14 protein-coding genes are annotated in these 15,373 nt (G+C 73.9%); 7 read left to right on the forward strand and 7 right to left on the reverse strand.

The window, feature by feature from the left end:
• Positions 1-85: 85 nt before the first annotated feature.
• The 4 genes from ACTJIY_RS16055 to ACTJIY_RS16070 all read right to left on the reverse strand — a co-directional run bounded on the left by ACTJIY_RS16055 (position 86) and on the right by ACTJIY_RS16070 (position 6,382).
• On the reverse strand, positions 86-994 hold the full coding sequence (locus tag ACTJIY_RS16055; RefSeq protein WP_440673846.1) for an LLM class flavin-dependent oxidoreductase: 909 nt from the start codon (positions 992-994) through the stop codon (positions 86-88).
• 94 nt (positions 995-1,088) lie between these two features.
• Entirely contained in the window at positions 1,089-2,396 is a 1,308-nt protein-coding gene (locus ACTJIY_RS16060; RefSeq protein ID WP_440673847.1) for a hemolysin family protein, read from the reverse strand.
• Positions 2,397-2,432: 36 nt separating this feature from the next.
• Positions 2,433-3,569, reverse strand: a complete 1,137-nt coding sequence (locus ACTJIY_RS16065; protein WP_440673848.1) for a DUF808 domain-containing protein — start codon at positions 3,567-3,569, stop codon at positions 2,433-2,435.
• Positions 3,570-3,748: 179 nt separating this feature from the next.
• Positions 3,749-6,382, reverse strand: coding sequence for a leucine--tRNA ligase (locus tag ACTJIY_RS16070; protein WP_440673849.1), 2,634 nt, complete (start codon positions 6,380-6,382; stop codon positions 3,749-3,751).
• Between the two features lie 186 nt (positions 6,383-6,568).
• Here ACTJIY_RS16070 and lpdA point away from each other — a divergent pair, with 186 nt between their 5' ends.
• Entirely contained in the window at positions 6,569-7,975 is a 1,407-nt protein-coding gene (lpdA, locus tag ACTJIY_RS16075; RefSeq protein ID WP_253050522.1) for a dihydrolipoyl dehydrogenase, read from the forward strand.
• A gap of 271 nt (positions 7,976-8,246) precedes the next feature.
• Here the strand turns inward: lpdA and ACTJIY_RS16080 are convergent, their stop codons facing one another.
• The 3 genes from ACTJIY_RS16080 to ACTJIY_RS16090 all read right to left on the reverse strand — a co-directional run bounded on the left by ACTJIY_RS16080 (position 8,247) and on the right by ACTJIY_RS16090 (position 11,136).
• A complete protein-coding gene (locus ACTJIY_RS16080; protein WP_440673850.1) occupies positions 8,247-9,650 on the reverse strand; it encodes an ATP-binding protein in 1,404 nt (467 codons plus the stop codon).
• A 101-nt stretch (positions 9,651-9,751) separates the two neighbouring features.
• Entirely contained in the window at positions 9,752-10,195 is a 444-nt protein-coding gene (locus tag ACTJIY_RS16085; RefSeq protein ID WP_440673851.1) for a MarR family winged helix-turn-helix transcriptional regulator, read from the reverse strand.
• Positions 10,192-11,136 carry an alpha/beta hydrolase family protein gene (locus tag ACTJIY_RS16090; RefSeq protein WP_439157251.1) on the reverse strand — a complete coding sequence of 315 codons (945 nt, stop codon included), beginning with the start codon at positions 11,134-11,136 and terminating at the stop codon, positions 10,192-10,194. The genes ACTJIY_RS16085 and ACTJIY_RS16090 overlap by 4 nt, the downstream gene beginning before the upstream one ends.
• Positions 11,137-11,210: 74 nt before the next feature.
• On the opposite strand from ACTJIY_RS16090, the gene ACTJIY_RS16095 reads away from it, so the two are divergent.
• From ACTJIY_RS16095 to ACTJIY_RS16120, 6 genes are all read left to right on the forward strand, one after another.
• Positions 11,211-11,402 carry a hypothetical protein gene (locus ACTJIY_RS16095; protein WP_440673852.1) on the forward strand — a complete coding sequence of 64 codons (192 nt, stop codon included), beginning with the start codon at positions 11,211-11,213 and terminating at the stop codon, positions 11,400-11,402.
• A 145-nt stretch (positions 11,403-11,547) separates the two neighbouring features.
• The gene (locus ACTJIY_RS16100) at positions 11,548-12,360 is read left to right on the forward strand and encodes a GIY-YIG nuclease family protein (RefSeq protein ID WP_440673853.1); all 813 of its coding nucleotides are present in this window, start codon (positions 11,548-11,550) and stop codon (positions 12,358-12,360) included.
• Between the two features lie 155 nt (positions 12,361-12,515).
• Positions 12,516-13,385, forward strand: a complete 870-nt coding sequence (locus tag ACTJIY_RS16105) for a lysostaphin resistance A-like protein (RefSeq protein ID WP_440673854.1) — start codon at positions 12,516-12,518, stop codon at positions 13,383-13,385.
• Positions 13,386-13,394: 9 nt separating this feature from the next.
• On the forward strand, positions 13,395-14,339 hold the full coding sequence (locus ACTJIY_RS16110) for a histidine kinase dimerization/phosphoacceptor domain-containing protein (RefSeq protein WP_440673855.1): 945 nt from the start codon (positions 13,395-13,397) through the stop codon (positions 14,337-14,339).
• The gene (locus ACTJIY_RS16115) at positions 14,324-14,650 is read left to right on the forward strand and encodes an ATP-binding protein (RefSeq protein ID WP_440673856.1); all 327 of its coding nucleotides are present in this window, start codon (positions 14,324-14,326) and stop codon (positions 14,648-14,650) included. Before ACTJIY_RS16110 ends, ACTJIY_RS16115 begins: the two co-directional genes overlap by 16 nt.
• Positions 14,647-15,348, forward strand: a complete 702-nt coding sequence (locus ACTJIY_RS16120) for a response regulator (RefSeq protein WP_440673857.1) — start codon at positions 14,647-14,649, stop codon at positions 15,346-15,348. Before ACTJIY_RS16115 ends, ACTJIY_RS16120 begins: the two co-directional genes overlap by 4 nt.
• Positions 15,349-15,373 lie beyond the last annotated feature (25 nt).

The raw sequence follows: 15,373 nt of genomic DNA on the forward strand, positions 1-15,373 counted from the left end.
CCCGCCCGTGGTCGTGTCGCCGACACGTCAGTCGCGCGGACTGATCGGGGACGACGGCGACTCGCACCGTCGGCGCCTCGCCTCCTCAGGGGCGGGGTGGGCCCTGGTGGATGGCGTCGAGGAGGGACTCCGGGGTCGCGGTCTCGGGGTTCCAGCGGGACTCGACCCACCAGGTGGCGCCCGCGTCGGCGAGGCCGGCGAGCTGGTCCGCCGCTGCCGAACGGTCGGACGGGAGCTCGCCCTGGACGACGACGTCGAACGGGCGGCCCGTGTCGAGGCCCAGCTCCGCACGGCGCGTGGTGAGCCAGGCGACCAGGGCGGAGACGTCGTCGGGCGTGGGGACGTCGAAGCCGCGCTCGCCGCGGAGCTGCAGCACGATCCCGTCCGCGCGCAGCGTGCGGTCGAGCGAGCGCAGCGGCGGGCGCTCGGCGTCCCAGACGCCCACGGGCCACACCGGCACGTGGTGCCCGACGACCGGGCGCTCCACGGGTCGGGGGAGGAACAGCATCTCGCCCGCGTGCACGTGCGTGCCGTCGAAGGTGAACTTCTCGCCCGACCAGGCGCGGTCGAGGTAGGCGATCGCGTCGTCGAGCAGCTCCGCGCGCTCACGCAGGGACTGGGGCTGGCCCGGGACGGCGGAGAAGCCGCCGTCGTCGAGCACGCCCACGCCGACGGGCAGGACCAGGCGTCCGCCCGACAGGTGGTCCACGGTGAGCGCCTGCCGCACGACCTCCCACGGCCGGCGGCGCGGGAGGGCGAAGACCATCGCCCCGAGCGCGATGCGCTCGGTCCGGACCGCCGCTGCGGCGAGCACCGCCCACGGGTCGAACGTGTCGACAGGCATCGACAGCAGGCTCAGCCCGTCCCACGAGAAGAACCCGTCCCAGCCGGACTCCTCGGCGCCGACCGCCATGTCCAGCACCTGGGCCGCGGAGCCGAAGCTCCCGACCACCCCGACCTTGATCTCCGACCCTGTCTCCATCGCTGCGCTCATCCCGAGGACGCTACGCCCCGCCACCCACACCCGAGCCCGTCGAGTGCTGGGCAGGTGTCGTCTCCGGGCGCCAGCGACGACGAGTCCCCAGCACTCAGGGGAGCGGGGTGACGTCGAGGCGGACGATGCGGCGGCGGGCGACGTCGGTCACGGTGAGACGGCGGTCGTCGACGTCGACGTGGTCGCCCACCGTCGCCAGCCGGCCGAGCTGCGCGACGACGTACCCGGCGACCGTCTCGTAGGGACCGTCGGGCAGCTCGACGCCGGTGCGCCGCGCGAACTCCTCGATCGTCTGGCCGGCGTCGACGCTCGTCGCGGTGCCGTGCTCGCGCGCCGGGGAGGGCTCGTCGGGGTCGTACTCGTCGCGGATGTCGCCCACGAGCTCCTCGACGAGGTCCTCGAGCGTGACGATCCCGTCGGTCCCGCCGTACTCGTCCACGACGACGGCGATGTGCACGCCCTCGCGGCGCATCTGCGACATCGCGGGGAGCACGGTGTTCGTCGCGGGCAGGGCGAGGATCGGGCGGACGACGTCGCGCACCGCGAGGGCGCGCCCCGTCGCCGGGTCGGTGGCCGGGTGGTCGGGGCAGTCGCGCCCGAGGAGGTCGCGGACGTGGAGGAACCCGACGACGTCGTCGAAGTCGTCCCCGGTCACGGGGTAGCGCGAGTACGGGCCCGCCGCGACGGTCTCCGCGGCGTCGGCGAGCGTCGTGTCGGCGCGCAGGAACGCGACCTCGCCGCGCGGGGTCATGGCCTCGGCGAGCGACCGGTCGCCCGCCTGGAACACGTCGTCGAGGATGCGGCGCTCGTCCTCCGGCAGCGACTCGTGCGCGAGCACGATCTCGCGCAGCTCCTCCTCGCTCATCTTCTCGCTGCGCGCCGACGGGTCGCCGCCGAGCAGGCGCACGACGCCGTCGGTCGAGCGCGACAGCAGCCAGATGACGGGCCGCATGAGGGTCGCGAACCGGTCCAGGGGAGGGGCGACGACGAGCGCGACGCCCGCCGAGCGCTGGAGCGCGATGCGCTTGGGCACGAGCTCCCCGAGCACGAGCGAGAGGTACGCGATGACGAGCGTCAGCCCGACGAGCGCGACCGTGTCCGCGAGCCCGCTCGACAGCCCGAGGCCCTCGAGCGACGGCGCGAGGTCAGGGGCGAGCGTCGAGGCGCCGTACGCGGCCGAGAAGAACCCCGCGACGGTGACGCCGATCTGCACGGCGGCGAGGAACCGGTTGGGGTCGCGCGCGACGGCCGCGACCCGCGCGCCGCGCGCGGACTGCTTCTCGAGCCGTGCGACCTGGCTCTCGCGCAGCGAGACGAGCGCGATCTCGGTGCCGGCGAACACACCGCCGACGAGGATGAAGAGCAGCACGAGGCCGATGTTGGCCCAGGTACCGGAGTCCATGCTCCATCCAAGCAGGCCGCCCGGCCCGACGTGGGATCAGCGGTCGGTGGGGCTCCGGCCGGGGTCCGTGGGCTCGGGGTCGCTCGGCTCGGGATCGGCCTGGTCTGCATCGGCCGGGGCGGAGCCCTGCGGCTCGGCCGCCGGTGCGGCGGCCCCGGTCGCCGTCCCGGCCGTCGCGTCGTCGGTCGCGTCGTCGGTCGCGTCGCCGGTCGCGTCGGTCGTGCCCTCGGCGGTGGCCGGCTCGGCGTGCTTGCGGCGCGGGACGACGTGCGCCACGAGGACGACGACGCCACCCACGACGATGCCGACGACCGCCGAGCACGCCGTGTTGACGAGCCAGCCGAGGAACCCGCCCACGCCCGCGACGCCGGTGACCGCGTGCTCGAGGTGGTGCACGACGTCGTACGGGCCGTGCCAGCCGAGGTCGTAGGCGCCCTGCAGCAGGATGTGGCCACCGACCCAGAGCATCGCGATGATGCCGACGAACGAGATGACGGACATGACCCTGGGCATCGCGCCGACGAGCCCGCGACCGAACGACTGGACCCAGGGCGTGTCGCGCCGCGCGAGGTGCAGGCCGATGTCGTCCATCTTCACGATGAGACCCACGACCCCGTACACGAGGACCGTGATGAGCACCGCGACGATCACGAGGATGATCAGGCGCGACCAGAAGGCCTCCGAGGCGACCTCGTTGAGCGCGATGACCATGATCTCCGCGCTGAGGATGAAGTCGGTGCGCACGGCGCTCGACACCACGGAGTCCTCGTCGACGGCCTTCTTCTCGGCCTTCGTCTCGACCTCGGCGTGGTGCCTGCCCGAGACGAGCTCCCACACCTTCTCGGCGCCCTCGAACGCGAGGTAGGTCCCGCCGAGCATGAGCAGCGGCGTGAGCAGCTGGGGCAGGAACTGGCTCAGCAGCAGGATCGCCGGGAGGATGAACAGCAGCTTGTTGCGCAGCGACCCGGTGGCGATGCGCTTGACGACCGGCAGCTCGCGCTTCGCGGCGAGGCCTTCGACGTAGCGCGGCGTGACGGCGGTGTCGTCGATGACGACGCCCGTCGCCTTGGCGCTCGCGCGCCCGGCGGCGGCGCCGACGTCGTCGATCGACGCGGCGGCGAGCTTGGCGAACGCCGCGATGTCGTCCAGGAGGGCAGCGAGTCCGAAGGCCATGGGGAGGTGCTCCGTGCGCCGGCCCGCGTCGCCGCGCACGGGCCCGCTGGTCGTGTGGACGCGGCGGCAGCATCGTAGCGAGTGCGGGCCCCGCGGCGTCGCGCTCGCCCACCGTCGCCCGGCGGCGCCCGGCACGGGGTCGGCGCCCGGTCCCGTCGGGACGCGGGCGCCGACCGTGCTCAGCGTGCCGTGGGGCGGGTCACGACGTTCACGAGGTGCGGCGCGCGCACGACGACGCGCACGACCTCGCGCCCGGCGGTCGCCCGCGCGACGCCGGTCGACGCGAGCGCGAGGTCGTGCAGCGTGCGCTCGTCGACGTCCGCGGGCACCCGCACCCGGCCGCGGACCTTCCCGTCGACCTGGACGACCGCCTCGACCTCGTCGGCGACGAGGAGCGCCGGGTCCGCGACGGGCCAGGTCGCGTCGGCGACCGAGGGATCGCGGCCCAGCCGGTGCCAGGCCTCCTCGGCGGTGTGCGGGGCGAACAGGCTCAGCAGCACCGCGACGACCTCGGCAGCCTCGCGCACGGCCGCCCGGTGCGGCGCGTCGGGCTCGCCCGGCGCCGGGCCGGCGTCGGACGCCCGCCGCGCGGCGGTGACGAGCTCCATGACGCGCGCGACGACCACGTTGAACCGGCTCCGGTCGAGCAGGTCCTCCGCCTCGTGCACGGTCGTGTGGGTCGCACGGCGCAGGTCGTGCGCGCGCGACCCGGGCGCCACCTCGGCGAGCGAGGCGTCGTGGGTCGCCGCGCCCGACCGTGCGCCCGGCCCGACGACCGAGCCTCCGGCCGACCCCACGGCCGGGCCGACGGCGTCGGCCAGCCGCAGCACGCGCGCGCAGAAGCGTCGCATGGCGCCGGGGTCGACGTCCGCCCAGTCCACGTCGTCCTCGGGCGGCCCCGCGAACACCATCGCGAGGCGGACCGCGTCGGCGCCGTGCCGGTCGAGCTGCTCGCCCAGGTCGACGCCGTTGCCGAGCGACTTGCTCATCGCCCGACCACCGTGGAGGACCTGCCCCTGGTTGAGCAGCGTCGCGAACGGCTCGACGACGTCCACCCAGCCCTCGTCGTGCAGGAACTTCGTGACGAACCTGCTGTACAGCAGGTGCAGGATCGCGTGCTCGACGCCGCCCACGTACTGCGCCGCGGGCATCCACCGCCGCGCGTCCCCGGGCCGGAACGGGGCGTCGCCGGGCGGGCCGTCGTCGCCCGGCGAGCAGTACCGCAGGAAGTACCAGGACGAGTCGACGAACGTGTCGAGCGTGTCCGGGTCCCGCTCCGCGTCCGCGCCGCAGCGCGGGCACGGCACGCGCCGCCACACGGCGGCGGCGGGCGACGCGAGCGGCGAGCGCCCGCGGGGGAGCAGGTCGTCGCCGGCCAGGTCCGGCAGCCGCACGGGCAGCTCGTCGTCGGGGACCGGCACGACGCCGCACGCCGGGCAGTGCACGACCGGCACCGGGGCGCCCCAGTAGCGCTGGCGCGAGACCAGCCAGTCCCGCACCCGGTACGACGTCGCGCGCTCGCCCGCGCCGTCGGCCTCCAGCCGTGTGATCGCGTCGTCGACGTCGGGCCACGTCTCGCCCGACCCCGCGGGCAGGCCGTGGGCGGCGGCGAAGCGCGCGTCGCGGTCGTCGTGCGCGGGTACGCCCATGACCGCGCCCGTCCCGTAGCCGGGCAGCACGTGGTCCGCCGCCCAGACGGGCAGCCGCTCGTCCGTCACCGGGTGGCGCACCCACGCACCCAGGAACGTCCCGGCGCTCGTGCGCTGCGCGTTCGTCCGCTCGATCTCACCGGAGGCCAGCGCGGCCTCCCGGTGCCGCGCGAGCGCCTCCGCGTGCTCCGGCGCGCACAGCACCGCCGCGAGCGGTCCGTCCGGCGCGACGGCGACGAACGTCGCGCCGGGCAGGGTGTCGGGGCGCGTCGTGAACACCTCGACGTGCTCGGGGCGTGCGCCCGGCCCGGGCGAGGCGCTCGCGGCGGCGCGGGGGCCGCCGTCGGGCACGACCGCGAAGCGCACGCGCGCGCCCGTGCTGCGCCCGATCCAGTTCCGCTGCATCGTCAGGACGCGGGCGGGCCACGCGCCCTCGAGCGCGTCCATGTCGTCGAGCAGCCGGTCGGCGTACGCGGTGACGCGCACGAACCACTGCGTGAGCTCGCGCTGCACGACGGCCGCCCCGCACCGCTCGCACCGCCCGCCCACGACCTGCTCGTTGGCGAGCACCGTCCGGTCCGCGGGGCACCAGTTCACGGGGGCCGTGGTGCGGTAGGTGAGGCCGCGCTCCAGCAGCCGCAGGAACAGCCACTGCGTCCAGCGGTAGTACTCCGGGCGGTGGGTCTCCAGGCGTCGCGACCAGTCGAACGACACCCCGTACCGGTGCGCTGTCGCGGCCTGCGTCGCGATGTTGGTCTCGGTGAAGACCGCGGGGTTCTCGCCTCGGCGGATCGCCGCGTTCTCGGCGGGGAGCCCGAACGAGTCCCAGCCGATCGGGTTGAGCACGTCGTACCCGCGCAGGCGCCAGTACCGCGCGACGACGTCCTCCAGGGCGAACACCTCGGCGTGACCCATGTGCAGGTCGCCCGAGGGGTACGGGAACATCGTCAGCAGGTAGCGGCGCGGTCGCGCGCCGTCGTCGCGCGCGCGGAACGTCCCGTGCTCGGCCCAGTACCGCTGCCAGCGGTGCTCGATCTCGCGGGTCGACGGGGGAGACGGGGGTACGGAGGGGTGGGGTGGGTGTGCGGCGTCCACGGGGAGGCTCCTCGAGAAGGTGGGCTTCGTCGTCGGGCACTCGCCCGGTCCGTGGGGACGCGCGGGCATCGCCGCGCTGAGCGTGCCCGCCCGGCGGGCTCAGCGCGGCCGGCGAAGGAGGAGCCGCAGGTGTCGCATCCCGGACATCGTGACCTGCCCGACGACGCAGGGTCAACCCTCCCGGGCCCGCGGGTGTGGCGGACGTCGCCCGCGCGGGCGCGCCACGGCCGATCCCGCGCCATTAGGCTGGACGCCATGGCATCCCACTACGACGTCGTCGTCCTCGGTGCAGGTCCCGGTGGTTACGTGGCCGCGATCCGTGCAGCCCAGCTGGGCCTGTCGGTCGCGGTCGTGGAGGAGAAGTACTGGGGTGGGGTGTGCCTCAACGTGGGCTGCATCCCGTCCAAGGCGCTCCTGCGCAACGCCGAGCTCGCGCACATCTTCCAGCACGACGCCAAGACCTTCGGCATCTCCGGAGAGGTCAGCTTCGACTTCGGCGCGGCGTTCGACCGCTCGCGCACCGTCGCGGAGGGGCGCGTCAAGGGCGTGCACTTCCTCATGAAGAAGAACAAGATCACCGAGTACGACGGCCGCGGCACCTTCCGCGACGCGCACACGCTCGACGTGAAGCTCGCCGACGGCTCGACCGACCAGGTGACGTTCGACAACGTCATCATCGCGACCGGCTCGAAGGTGCGCCTGCTCCCGGGCGTCGAGCTGTCCGAGAACGTCGTCACGTACGAGAAGCAGATCCTCACGCGCGACCTGCCCCGCTCCATCGCCATCGTCGGCGCGGGCGCGATCGGCATGGAGTTCGCCTACGTCCTCAAGAACTACGGCGTGGACGTGACGATCATCGAGTTCCTCGACCGCGCGCTGCCCAACGAGGACGCCGACGTGTCGAAGGAGATCGCCAAGCAGTACAAGAAGCTCGGCGTCAACCTGCTCACGTCGACCGCCGTCCAGACGGTCACCGACAACGGCGCGAACGGCGTCACGGTCACCTACAAGGGCGTCAAGGACGACAAGCCGGGCGAGCTCGTCGTCGACAAGGTCCTCATGGCCGTCGGCTTCGCGCCCAACGTCGAGGGCTTCGGCCTCGAGAACACCGGCGTCCAGCTCACCGAGCGCGGCGCCATCGCGATCGACGACGTCATGCGCACCAACGTCGAGCACATCTACGCCATCGGCGACGTCACCGCGAAGCTCATGCTCGCGCACGTCGCCGAGGCGCAGGGCGTCGTCGCGGCCGAGACCATCGGCGGCGCCGAGACCCTCACGCTGGGCGACTACCGCATGATGCCGCGCGCGACGTTCTGCCAGCCGCAGGTCGCGAGCTTCGGCCTCACCGAGCAGCAGGCGCGCGACGAGGGTTACCAGGTCAAGGTCGCGACCTTCCCGTTCATGGCGAACGGCAAGGCGCACGGCCTCGGCGACCCGGTCGGCTTCGTCAAGCTCATCTCCGACGAGACCTACGGCGAGCTGCTCGGCGGCCACCTCATCGGCCCCGACGTCTCCGAGATGCTGCCCGAGCTCACGCTCGCGCAGAAGTGGGACCTCACGGTCAACGAGGTCGCGCGCAACGTGCACACCCACCCGACGCTGTCCGAGGCCGTCCAGGAGTCGATCCACGGCCTCGCGGGGCACATGATCAACTTCTAGGCAGCAGGCCAGGTCGGACGCCGTCCGATCGCATGGTCAGAGGCCCGGATCCGCGGAGTTCCACGGTTCCGGGCCTCTTTCTGTCTGGGGGCCCGGTGCGCACCTGAGACAGGCGTGCCCCCTGCGGGCCACTCGGAGAGGCACGCAGGAGGCGGAACAACGCCTGGGCCGAGGCGCGGACCGGGGTGGGGGGCTGCCCGCGGGATAGACACCGCCGACGTCCCAGCATGCTCGACGCCTTCGACGGGGCCCACCTGCCGTAGCGGTGAGCTCAGCCGAGCAGGTCGGCCGGGGTGAGGATCGTGATGCCGTCGATGCTGCCCCCGGAGCGGGACGCGGCGATCAGCGGGGCGTCCTGGTCGGCCCCAGGGACGACGCTGCGCTGGTTGACCAGCTCGGTGGCGTCATGGAGATCGAAGGGTGCGGTCTCGCGCCACTTGATCGAGCCGATGAAGGTGACGGTCTTCGCGGGTCGCCGATCGGCGCCGACCAGGTCGACCTCGACGTCGCCCTTGCGGTTCCACCAGCCGCCGACGACGGCGGACGCCGGCACGACGTCGTCGTCGAGCGCTCGCTCCCAGAGGAGCCGCCGGACGACGGGCTCGACGGCTCGTCCGCGCCACGTCGACCACCCGCGCTCGATGCGCCGCGTCACGATGTCGCCACGGCCTGCATCGATGAGGTCGGCGGCGTCGTGCAGGAACGCGAGCCAGAAGCGCATGTACGGGTCGTCGATCCGGTACTGCTTGTGGTGGGCAGGCTTGGTCGAGAGGGGCTCGTCGACGGCGACGACGCGCCGCTCGACCAGCTGGTCGAGCGAACGCGAGAGCGAAGCGCGTTGGTCGACCTGGGCAGCCTGGCCGATCGCCGTGAACGTCCGGGCGTCCGCGCCGATCGCGCGCAGCACGTCTTTCGCCTGGGTCTCGGAGGGGAACTCGGAGGACAGGACCCGTTCGCCCGACACGACCAGCGTGCTGATCGAGGTGGACAGGCCGTCGGCGAGGTAGTCCGCGACCGACTGCCCACGTCTCCACGCCGTGACCAGCGGGGGCAGGCCGCCTGTCACCAGATAGGCATCGATCGCTGGTGCCGCGTCCAGGCCCGTCATCGTCGCCACGTCCTGCGGGGTGAGCGGAAGGATCTCCTTGTCGACGCTGCGGCCGTAGAACGGGCGTCCGTGGCTGGTGAGCCGTTCCATCCCTGACTGATTCGACCCCACGAGGACGAGGAGCACGGGCAGCGCCGAGAACCGGGTGTCCCACACGCCTTGGAGCGCGCCCTCGAACCCTGGGTCGCCGGTCAGGTAGGAGACCTCGTCCAGCACGATGATCGACACCCGGTCCGTTGGCAGCGCGAGGGCCAGGACGGTCAGGGCGTCCTGCCAGGAACCGGAGACGGCGTATCCGGCGGCGTCCGCACCGGGCAGACCGGAGGCGGCGACGGTCTCGAGAAGTCGGCGCTGTTCGAGCTCGGGGCGCGATCCGTCTGCCAGGAAGTACAGCGACGGCACCCCTGCACGCTCGACGAACTCGGTGACGAGGCGGGACTTGCCGACCCTGCGACGTCCACGCAGGGCGATCGCCTTCCCCGGCCTGTCGGAGGTCGGGTTCCGCACCTGCTCCAGGACGTAGTCGAGGTCGGCGAGCTCGCGCTTCCGACCGACGAAGCCGGTCACCATGGTTTCCTCCGATGTAGGTCGCATCGAATGTTACCTACTTTTGATGTTACGTACAGGCCCATGATGGCGCCCATCCGGAGCCGGGGAGGGTGCGACCGTTACGAGAGCGTCCGCGTCACGTGCTCGAGCCAGCGGCTCACCGTGGCCAGCTCGTCGGGGGTGAAGCCGTCGGTGAGGCGGTCGTTGAGCTCGGCGAGCGCGGCGCGGACGTCGTCGAGCGCCGCGGTACCGGTGGGCGTGAGGTCCAGGCGGACGGTGCGTCGGTCGTCGGGGTCGGTGCGACGGCGCACGAGGTCCGCGCGCTCCATGCGGGCGAGCAGGCCGCTGGTGCCGGCGGGGGAGGCCTGCAGCGCGGCCGTCACCTCGCCGATCGTCGCGCCGGGGTGGTCGGCGAGGTGCAGCAGGACGCCGGCGGCGGGGGCGCCGAATCCCTGGCCGCCGGTCCCGGTGCCGTGTGCGCTGCCGCGTCGCGCGATCCAGCGCCGCATCTGGCGCTCCGCCGCGGTGGTGAGGAACACCAGCCGCGGCGGGCGACGCGTCATCGTCGCGGCTTCCTGGCAGGGAAGCGGACGTTGCCGTCCTCCTGTGCCGGGGCGGCCCCCGCGCGGGCGTCGAGCCAGGCGAGGAGCTCGGGCCAGAGCGTGTCGCGCAGGCCTCGGCGGAAGAAGCCCATGTGACCGATCGCCTGCACGCCGCCGTCGGCGGGGCTCCACGTCCGTCGCTCGACGCGAGCGGCCGTGAGGCGGTCGGTGATCGCGTCGATCTGCGCGGGGGTGGCCCACGGGTCGTCGGTGAACCCGACGGCGAGGACGTCGCCGGTGACGCGTGCCGCGTCCGCGGCGGCGGTCATGGTCGGGTCGTCGAAGAAGTAGCCCGGCAGGGTGGTCCAGCGGCTCCACTCGAGCATCGCGGCGGCGGGCATGTCCTCCCCGAGGCTCAGGCGACGGCCGGGGACGTAGCCGAGCACCCGGGCCGCCGCGGGGCCGAGCACCCGCAGGATGAGCCTGACGCGCGCTCGCTCCGCGCGGTCGGGGATCGTGGACGTCGCGGCGACGTGCGACGCGACCGTGACGAACCCGGCCAGGCCCCGTGAGCCCTTGCCGAGCGCGAGCGCGTGCCCGCCGATGCTGTGCCCGACGGCGAGCTGCGGCACGTCGCCGAACCGCGGGCGGGCCCACGCGGCGACCGCGGGGACGTCGTCGGCCATCCAGTCGCGCATGCGCAGGCCGCGGTGGGAGCGCGGGCTGCCGGACCGGCCGGTGCCGCGGTAGTCGTAGGTGACGGCCACGTACCCGTGGGTGGCGAGGAACTCCGCGAACCCCGTGTACAGGCGCTCGGGGACCGCCGTCGCCGGGTGGATCACCACGACGCCGCGGGGCGGCTCCTCGGCGGGCCGGCGCACCGTGCCGACGACCCAGCCGCCCGCCGGGATCTGGATCCGCAGCTCCTCGGAGGCCACCGCCGCAGGGTCGTCGTTTCGCATGCGAAGCACCCTAGCGGGCGTGGCGAGCCGTGGCCGAGCGGCCGAGAACGGGTCGTGTGTGGCACGCTTCCGTCGTGAGTTCGCCGAGCCGGCCGCGACGGGGCTTCTGGTACCAGGTGTGGCGACCGTTCCGAGCCCTCGGGCGCGGCATCGCCAGAGTCCTCGAGCTCGTCGACCTCGTCAGCGTCGTCGTGAACGTCGGGCGCGGCGTCGTCTGGCTCGTGCGGGGTGCGGGGAGCGTCGTGGCGCGCGTCGTCGACTGGTGACGGTGCTGGACGCGGCGCGGGGCCGTACTCGCGGCGACGCGGGAGCTGCCCGGCCGACCTCGACCGACGGCTGCCGGCGAACGCGCCGGGCGGCCTCGACGACGGCGGACGAGACGCCACGACGACACGGGAGACCGACCGGCACATGACACTGACGCTCGAACCGATCCTGCGCAGCGGGCTCATCGACCCCGCGGAGGCCCTCGTGATCCGGCACGCCTTCGTCAAGGAGCACGAGGACACGGGCCTGCCGGGCATCCACGCCGACTCGACCGATGACGAGATCCTGGCGTACACACGCCGGCAGTCGGCGTCGCCGCGGATCTTCCCGGCTGCTCCGCCGGGCATCTGGGTCGTGTTCGTCCGCGAGGGTGGAGACCGGGCGCGGCTGTGGTCGGTGCTGGAGAACCGCGGTGAGGTCGCGAACGACGGGGCCCTCCGCACGTTCGACCTGGTCGAGTCCGAGCGGCTCGCGGACCTGAGGGACCGGCTGGTGATCGGTTGGCGGTCGCCGCGCACGTGGCGGCTCAACGGCCCGACCGCGGCGGGCTACCCGGTCATGGAGATCGCCGACGCGCGGCCCGTGCCGTTCCCGGGGTTCGACCGGCTCGTGCTGGACCATGCGCAGCTGCAGGCGGTGATGCGCGAGCACCGCTACGCCGCGTGGCGCACGGCGCTGGCCTCCGTCGTCGGCGTCTACCTGATCACCGACACCCGCGACGGTCGGCACTACGTGGGCAAGGCCGACGGTGCGGAGAGCATCCGGCAGCGCTGGACCGCGTACGCGACCAACGGCCACGGTGGCAACGTCGAGCTGCGCACCGTCGACCCGACCGGCTTCCGCTTCTCGCTGCTGCGGGTGTTCGACCCGTCGACACCGACGCGGGTGATCGACGAGGCAGAGAGCCACTTCAAGGTCGCCCTGGACTCGCGGAGGCACGGCCTGAACCGCAACTGAGCTCCGGGCATCACGAGGCGGGTCTGCCGCGGCGTGGGTCCCCCGTGAGAGCTATCCGGACTGCTCACCCGGGGGTGATTCGCCGGAGCGCCCGGATTCCTAGCGTTGCCGGTGGTCGCCCAGCAGGGCGGTCACGCACAGCGACGGAGGCCCGCATGAGCACGACGACCACGACACCTCGCCCCCGGACCCGGGAGGACGACGGCGGCGGCCCGATGTCCCGCTTCCTGCGGCACCCCCTGACGTGGATGCTGGTCGGCGTGGTCGGCGTCGCCCTCGTCGGAGGTCTGACGGCGTCGGCCGAACAGTTCCTGCTGCTCCCCGTGCTGGGCGCGGCGCTCGCGGTCGTCGTCTACCGGGTGGTCATGCGGTGCGTCGCCCACCGCCGCACGCCCGAGCTCGCGGCCCGCCGCGCCGTGCCGGAGGCGCTGCTGGGCGCCGGGGTCGGGCTCGGCTTCGTCGCGGTGTCCGCGGCCGTCGTCACGGCCCTCGGCGGCTACACGTTCCGCGTCGCCGACGGCGACCTCCTCGCGGTGGTGGCACCGATCGTCGCGGTGACCGTCGGCGCCGCCGTCACCGAGGAGCTCATGTTCCGTGGCTTCGCGCTCCAGGCGCTCGAGCGTCTGCTCGGGAGCTGGGTCGCGCTGGGGATCACGGCCCTGTTCTTCGGTCTCACGCACCTGTTCAACCCCGCCGCGACCGCGTGGAGCGCGCTGGCGATCGCGATCGAGGCGGGCGGACTGCTCGGCGCCGCGTTCCTCTGGCGGCGGAACCTGTGGTTCGCCATCGGCCTGCACCTCGCCTGGAACGCCACGATCGCGCTGCTCGGCATCCCCGTCTCGGGGCACGCCTCCGCGGGCCTGCTGGTCGCCGACGTCTCGGGGCCGAGCCTGTTGACGGGCGGAGCGTTCGGCATCGAGGGATCGGTGGTGACCGTGGTGCTCGGCACGCTGATCGCCGTCCCGATGCTCGTGCTCGCGCGCCGGCGTGGGACGTGGGTCCTGGCCCGCCGTCGTCGCCCGTAGGCTCGGGCCGTGCCCGACAACCCCGTCCTCGACCGGGCGTCACGCCCCGGTGAGCCGCGTCGACGGTGGCGACCGGGACGGCAGGACGCGCTGGACGCGTCGCTCGCGGTCGCCCTCGCGGTGCTCGGGTTCGTCCCGACGCTCTCGACGATCGGCGTCGAGCTCGGTGACCTGCCCGAGCGGCCGACGGACGCGCTGGCGGTGACGCTCGCCCTCGCGCAGTGCCTGCCGCTCGCGTTCCGCCGCCGCGTACCCGGGGTCTGCCTCGCCGTCGTCGGTGCCGCCTTCGCCGCGGCGCAGGTGCTGGCCTGCCCGCCGACGTTCGCGAGCGTCGGCCTCTACGTGGCGCTGTACACCGCCGGGGCCCACCTGGCGCGGTCTCGTCGGGTCATCGCCGCCGTGGTGACCGGGGGCTACGTCGTCCTCGCGGCCACGCTGTCCGGGCTCGGTTCGCCCAACCGGCTGCCCGTGTTCCTCGCGTTCTACCTCGTCCTGGTGGTGATCTGGTCGGCCGGCGCGGGAGTGCGTCGCCGGCGGGCCGAGGAGGTCGAGCGTCGGCGTCTCGCGGCCGCCGTCGCGACCGCTCAGGAGCGCGCCCGGATCGCGAGGGACCTGCACGACGTCGTGACGCACCACGTGACCGCGATGGTCGTGCAGGCCGACGCCGCGCAGTACCTCCTGCCCGCGGCGCCCGACCGCGCCGCCGAGGGGCTCGTCGCGATCAGCGGCACCGGGCGACGCGCCCTGACGGAGCTCCGGCACCTGCTGGGCGTGCTCGAGGCCACGGGCGAGGCGGCCCCGGCGGAGCGGGCGCCGGTCCTCGGCCGCGTGGGCGACCTCGTCGACCAGGCCCGCCGGTCCGGCAACCGGTGGAGTGGACCGAGGAGGGTCGACGGCGCGAACTGCCCGACGCCGTCGGGCTCGCCGCCTACCGGGTGGTGCAGGAGGGCCTGACCAACGCGCTCAAGCACGCGCCCGGGCGCCCGACCACGGTCCGCGTGCGGCACGGCGCCGACCACGTCGAGGCCGAGGTGAGCACCGGCGGACCCGACTCGTCGGTCGCCAGGCCGGGAACTCCGTCGCCGGACGGGCCTGGCACCGTGGATCCGGCGCCACCGGCCGGTCGCGGGCTCGCCGGTCTGCGCGAGCGCGTCCGCGTCCTCGACGGGGACCTGGAGACCGGTCCCACGCCTGACGGGGGATTCCGCGTGCGGGCCCGGATCCCCACCGCCCCGACCACCGCCCCGACCAGGAGCAGCCCATGACCGTCCCGCCGGGGCCACGGCCCCCGATCCGCGTCCTGGTCTGCGAGGACCAGGAGCTGGTGCGGGTCGGCTACGTCACGATCTTCTCCGCGCAGGCCGACATGGAGGTCGTCGGCGAGGCGCAGGACGGCCGGGCGGCCGTCGAGGCCGCACGACGGCTGCGCCCCGACGTCGTGGTCATGGACATCCGGATGCCCGTGCTCGACGGCATCGAGGCGACACGGCAGATCGCCGGGCCCGACGTCGAGACGCCGGCGAAGGTGCTCATGGTCACCACGTTCAACGTCGACGAGTACGTCTACGAGGCGCTGCGCGCCGGGGCGAGCGGGTTCCTGCTCAAGGACGCCCCTCCCGCCGAGCTGGTCGAGGGCATCCGGACGGTCGCCCGGGGCGAGTCCCTGCTGGCCCCGAGCGTCACCCGCGCCCTCGTCGGCCGCTACGCCGAGCGGGTGCGGCCGACCGACACCTCCCGCCCCGCGCGGGACGACGTCGTGCGTGCCCTGACCCCGCGCGAGCTCGAGGTGCTCGAGCAGCTCGCCGCGGGGCTGTCCAACGCGGAGATCGCGAGCGTGCTCGTCATCACCCCCGAGACCGTCAAGACGTACGTGTCCCGGATCCTGGCGAAGCTCGGGCTCCGGGACCGGGTGCAGGCGGTCGTGCTCGCCTACCGCGTGGGTCTGGTCTCGGCGACGGACTAGAGGTGGGTGGGCCGACGGGGCGGTC

It is taken from the genome of Cellulosimicrobium sp. 22598 (genome assembly GCF_052044445.1).
GTDB lineage: Bacteria > Actinomycetota > Actinomycetes > Actinomycetales > Cellulomonadaceae > Cellulosimicrobium > Cellulosimicrobium cellulans_G.